Origin of the sequence: Streptomyces sp. NPDC005435 (assembly GCF_040703155.1) — a bacterium.
Classification (GTDB): domain Bacteria; phylum Actinomycetota; class Actinomycetes; order Streptomycetales; family Streptomycetaceae; genus Streptomyces.
In genome coordinates, this window is the sequence record NZ_JBEXEQ010000043.1 from 5,158 (window position 1) to 10,723 (window position 5,566).

General features: G+C 76.8%; 3 protein-coding genes. All 3 read left to right on the forward strand.

The genetic code is table 11. The annotated features are described in order from the left end of the window. Positions 1 to 939 precede the first annotated feature (939 nt). The 3 genes from AB0898_RS31700 (at position 940) to AB0898_RS31710 (ending at position 5,357) form a co-directional block, all read left to right on the forward strand. On the forward strand, positions 940 to 1,704 hold the full coding sequence (locus tag AB0898_RS31700) for a hypothetical protein (protein ID WP_366806516.1): 765 nt from the start codon (positions 940 to 942) through the stop codon (positions 1,702 to 1,704). Between the two features lie 1,067 nt (positions 1,705 to 2,771). Further along, positions 2,772 to 3,566 carry an adenosylcobinamide-GDP ribazoletransferase gene (locus AB0898_RS31705; protein ID WP_366806517.1) on the forward strand — a complete coding sequence of 265 codons (795 nt, stop codon included), beginning with the start codon at positions 2,772 to 2,774 and terminating at the stop codon, positions 3,564 to 3,566. A 276-nt stretch (positions 3,567 to 3,842) separates the two neighbouring features. Next, complete coding sequence (locus AB0898_RS31710) at positions 3,843 to 5,357, forward strand: leucyl aminopeptidase (RefSeq protein WP_366806518.1); 1,515 nt, start codon at positions 3,843 to 3,845, stop codon at positions 5,355 to 5,357. Positions 5,358 to 5,566: the final 209 nt, after the last annotated feature.

Consider the following 5,566-nt stretch of genomic DNA (forward strand, 5'->3'; position numbering starts at 1 on the left):
GCTGAAGCGAGGGCCGGAGTTGAGGCGCGGGTCGAAGCAGGGACCCGGGCCGGGGCTGAAGCGAGGGCCGGAGTTGAGGCGCGGGTCGAAGCAGGGACCCGGGCCGGGGCTGAAGCGAGGGCCGGAGTTGAGGCGCGGGTCGAAGCAGGGGCCCGGGCCGGGGCTGAAGCGAGGGCCGAAGCCGGGGCTGGAACTGGAACCGGGCCCCGGGCCGAGGCCGGGACCCAGGCCGGGACTGGAGCGGAGGTCGGAGTTGAGGCGCCGACCGAAGCCGGGACGAGGGCCGGAGCTGGGACGGGAGCCGGGGCCGGGCCCCGGCCCGGAGCCGGAACCCAAGCCGGAGCCGGGGCCGACGCCGGGACGCGGGCCGGAACCAGGACGGGAGCCGGGACCGGGACACGGGCCGAAGCCGGAGCTGGGACCGGGACCCGAGCCGAATCCGGAGCCGCGACCTGAGCCGGGGCCGAAGCCGGGACGCGGGCCGACGCCGGAACTGCGACCCGGGCCGAGGCCGGGACCCGGGCCGAGGCTGGAGCGGAGGCCGAAGCCGAGGCACCGGCCGAAACCGGGACGGGAGCCGAGGCCGGGACCCGGGCCGGGGCTGGAGCGGGGGCCGGAGTTGAGGCGTCGGCCGAAGCCGGGACGGGAGCCGGAACCGGGGCGCGAGCCGAAGCCGGGACGAGGGCTGGAACCGGGACACGGGCCGAAGCCGGAGCTGGGACCCGGGCTGGGACCGGGACCCGAGCCGAATCCGGAGCCGCGACCTGAGCCGGGGCCGAAGCCGGGACGCGGGCCGACGCCGGAACTGCGACCCGGGCCAGAACCGGGACGCGAGCCGGAGCCGAGACCCGAGCCGGGGCCGGAGCCCGGGCGCCCGGGTCGTCCCCCGGGCGCTCGGTCCGGGCCGCTCGGTCGGGGCGACGGGGCTAAAGTGCGCACATGGGGCAGTGGTGGGTGCGGAACATCCTGGAGCCGGGCAAGCTTCCGCTGCTGCTGGCCCTCGCCGCCTTCGTGCTCACCTTCCTCGTCACCCGGACCGTCACCCGGCTGATCCGCGCCGGGAAGGGGCCGTTCGGCAACGTCAGCGCGGGCGGGCTGCACATCCATCACGTGGTGCCCGGGGTCGTCCTCACCGTCGTCGGCGGGTTCGGCGCCGTCGCCAGCGACCGGCACGGCTTCGGGGCGGGGCTCGCGGCCGTCGTCTTCGGGATCGGCGCGGGGCTGGTCCTCGACGAGTTCGCGCTGATCCTGCATCTGGACGACGTCTACTGGAGTGCCGAGGGCCGCAAGAGCGTCGAGGTCGTCGTACTCACCGCCGCCCTGGTCGGACTGCTCCTCGCGGGGTTCTCCCCGTTCGGCGTCAACGACCTCTCCACCGACGAACTCCAGGACCGGGGCGGGGCCATCGCCACCATCGCCGTGAACTTCTTCTTCTCGCTGGTCGCGCTCAGCAAGGGCAAGGCGCGCATCGCGATCTTCGGGGCGATCGTGCCGCTGCTCGCGATCGGGGGCGCGATCCGGCTGGCCCGCCCCAGCTCCCCCTGGGCCCGCCGGTTCTACGTCCGCCGCCCCCGCGCCCGCGCCCGTGCCCTCCTGCGCGCCTACCGCCACGACCGCCGCTGGGCCGGCCCCCGACGCACCGTCCAAGACTGGATCGGCGGCAAACCCGACCCCCTCCCCACCCGCCTCCCCGACCGCAACTGACCCACCACCCGCTCCTCGTCCCGCCCCTCACCCCACCCCCGGTCACGACCCGTCCCGGACCGAGCGCCCGGGGGACGACCCCGGCGCCCCGATTCCGGCTCGGGTCTCGGCCCCGGCCCCGGCCCCGGCTCGGGTCTCGGCCCCGGTCGGGTCCCGGCCCGGCTCAGGTTCCGGCTCGCGTCCCGGTTCCGGCCCCGGCTCAGGTTCCGGCTCGCGCCCCGGTTCCGGCCCCGGCTCAGGTTCCGGCTCGCGTCCCGGTTCCGGCCCCGGCTCAGGTTCCGGCTCCGGATTCGGCTCGGGTCCCGGTCCCGGCCCGGGTCCCAGCTCCGGCTTCGGCCCGTGTCCCGCCTCCAGCTCCCGTCCCGGCTTCGGCCAGCGCCTCAACTCCGGCCCCGGCCCCGGTCCCAAACTCGGCCCCGGTCCTCGCCCCAACTCCGGCCCCAGCCCCGGCTCCGGTCCCCGCCTTGGCCCCACTCCGCCCTCGGTCCCGGCCCCGCCCCGGCTCCCGGCCCCGCCATGGCCCCCGCTCCACCCCGGCTCCCGTCTCCAGCCCCGGTCCCCGCCATGGCCCCACTCCGCCCTCGGCCCCGGTCCTCGCCCCAACTCCGGCCCCAGCCCCGGCTCCTGTCCCCGCCATGGCCCCCGCTCCACCCCGGCTCCCGTCTCCAGCCCCGGTCCTGGACTCGGCCCCGGCTCCGGCTCCAACTCCAACTCCAGCTCCAGCTCCAGCCTCGGCCCAACTCCGGCCCCGGGCTCCCGGCCGTCGTCCCGGTTTCAGTTCCGATCCCGGCCCCGGGCTCCCGGCCGTCGTCCCGGCTTCAGTTCCGATCCCGGCCTCGGCCCCAGCCCTCATCCCAACTCCGTTCCCAATCCCGGCCCCGGTCCCCGCCATGCCCCCCACTCGGCCCCCCGGACTCCGCCCCCGGCTCCAGCCTCCTCACGGACCTCGTCCCCGCCCCGGCTCCCGCCCGGCGGGCATCTCCGCTATCACCTCCGGCGCCGCCCCCGTAACCACCTCGGCCACCACCCCCGCCACCACCCCCACGCCCGCCCGATACCCTGCGCCGATGCCCGAGACCCCCACCCCCGCCCCGCTCGACGGACTCCGCTTCGCCTTCGGCACCCTCACCGTGCTGCCCGTACGAGTCCACCGCTGGGACCGGGAGGCTGCGCGCGCGGGCATGTTGTGCGCCCCCGTGGCCGGACTGGCCGTCGGTGTCTGCGCGGCCGCGCTCGGGGTGCTGCTGCTCGGGGCCGGGCCGCTGCTCGCCGGTGTCGCCTCGGTGGCCGTACCGGCCGTGCTGACGCGGGGGCTGCATCTGGACGGGCTCGCCGACACGGCCGACGGGCTCGGCAGCGGCAGGCCCGCCGAGGACGCGCTGCGGATCATGAAGCGGTCGGACATCGGACCGTTCGGCGTGGTCACCCTGCTGCTGGTGCTGCTCGCGCAGGTGGCCGTCCTCGCCCAGCTCTACGGAACGTCCTGGACCCGGGGCGCGGTCGCCGCGCTCGTCTCGGCGCTCGCCGCCCGCCTCGCGCTCACCCTGGCCGCCCGCACCGGGGTGCCGGCCGCCCGCCCGGAGGGGCTGGGGGCGGCGGTGGCGGGAGTGGTCCCGCTGCCGAAGGCGACGGTCGCCGTGGCGGTGTGCACGCTGCTCGCGGCGGCCTGCGGAGCAGCCCTCGGCGCGTGGGGCGCCGTACACACCGCGGCGGCCGTCCTGCTCGCCCTCGGCGCCGCCGAACTCCTGCTCCGCCACTGCGTCCGGCGCTTCGGCGGGGTCACCGGAGACGTGTTCGGCGCCCTCGCGGAGACGGCGGCGACGACGGCCCTGATCGTCCTCGCGCTGGGCGGCGCGGGGTAACCACCCGGTACGCACAAGGAGTTGCCCGCAGGCGAAGGGACGGCCACATTCGGGTGACCACCCGGAGGAATGAGCGAGCGGCCGTACGCGCGTAGTCTCGTGGCGGGTGCTCGCCGACGGGGTGGAGACCCCGGTTGCCGAAGTGGTCCAACGCTGGGCCTAGGGTCGGCTGTCGGGCCCGGTCGACCCACCCCCGTGCGGGAGGCCGCCCCACCGGGCGGCCGAGGAACGCATTCGGCCACTGCAACTTCACATCGGAAGCGAGATTTCACCACCGTGACTGCTCTGACTCTCAGCACCGCCGCGGCGCCCGGCCTGAGCGCCGACGCGATCGTGATCGGTGTCGCCAAGGCCGGCGCGGGCCCCGTCGTGGCGCCCGGCGCCGAGTCCGTCGTCGAGGCCTACGACGGCGCGCTGCCCGGCGTCCTGGAGACCCTCGGTGCCTCGGGCGCCGAGGGCGAGCTGACGAAGCTGCCCGCCCCCGCGGGCTTCGAGGCCCCGCTCCTGGTGGCGGTGGGGCTGGGCGCCGAGCCCGAGGCGGAGGACGGGTACGACGCCGAGACCCTGCGCCGCGCCGCCGGTGTGGCCGCGCGCGGCCTCGCCGGTACCGGCAAGGCCGCGTTCGCGCTGCCCGTGGACGGCCCCGGTGCCGTCGCCGCGATCGCCGAGGGCGCGCTGCTGGGCGCCTACGCCTTCGACGCGTACAAGGAGAAGACCGAGGACGGCGAGGCGAAGAACGCCCCGCTGGCCGAGGCCGTCGTCCTGACCCCCGGCGGCGACGACAACGACGCCGCGCTCGCCCGCGCCGTCGCGGTCAGCGAGGAGCTGAACCGCGCCCGCGACCTGGTCAACACCCCGCCGAACGACCTCGACCCGGAGGCGTTCGCGGCCATCGCGCGCGCCGCCGCCGACGAGCACGGCCTCCAGATCGAGGTGCTCGACGACGCGGCCCTGGTCGAGGGCGGCTACGGCGGCATCATGGGCGTCGGCGGCGGCTCCGCCTCCACCCCGCGCCTGGTCAAGCTGGCCTACACGCACCCCGAGGCCGACAAGCACCTCGCCTTCGTCGGCAAGGGCATCACCTACGACTCGGGCGGCATCTCGCTCAAGCCCGCCGGGCACAACGAGACGATGAAGTGCGACATGGCCGGCGCCGCCGCCGTGTTCGCCGCGGTCGTCTCCGCCGCCCGCCTCGGCCTGAAGGTCAACGTGACCGGCTGGCTGGCGCTCGCCGAGAACATGCCGTCGGGCACCGCCGTCCGCCCGGGCGACGTGCTGCGCATGTACAGCGGCAAGACCGTCGAGGTGCTCAACACCGACGCCGAGGGCCGCCTCGTCCTCGCGGACGCGCTGTGGGCCGCCTCGGCCGAGGAGCCGGACGCGATCGTGGACGTGGCCACGCTGACCGGCGCGATGGTGCTGGCGCTCGGCGACCGCACCTTCGGCATCATGGCCAACGACGACGCCTTCCGCGCCTCGCTGCACGACGTGGCCGAGGAGGTCGGCGAGCCGGCCTGGCAGATGCCGCTCCCCGAGCACCTGCGCAAGGGCATGGACTCCCCCGTCGCGGACATCGCGAACATGGGCGAGCGGATGGGCGGCGGCCTGGTCGCCGGTCTGTTCCTGCGCGAGTTCGTCGGCGAGGGCATCACCTGGGCGCACCTGGACATCGCGGGCCCGGCCTTCAACGAGGGCGGCCCCTTCGGCTACACCCCGAAGGGCGGCACCGGTTCCGCGGTCCGCACGCTGGTTCGGCTCGCCGAGCTGACCGCCGACGGCGACCTGGGCTGAACCACCCGCCGGAGCAGGGGGCGCGGGCCCGTACCGCGCCCCTCGCACCGCCCTTGACCCGGCTCCGTCCCAGGTGAGCACGGGGCCGGTCGGCCCAAGGGGGGGGGGGGGGGGGGGGGGGGGGGGGGGGGGGGCCCCCCCCCCGGGGCCGCCCCCCCCCCCCGGGGGGGGGGCGCCGGAACCCCCCCCCCCCCCCGCAGAAAAGGGGA

Coding starts and splice junctions, on each gene's coding strand:
- AB0898_RS31700 (WP_366806516.1), top strand. CDS start 940: ATGGGGCAGTGGTGGGTGCGGAACATCCTGGAGCCGGGCAAGCTTCCG.
- AB0898_RS31705 (WP_366806517.1), top strand. CDS start 2,772: ATGCCCGAGACCCCCACCCCCGCCCCGCTCGACGGACTCCGCTTCGCC.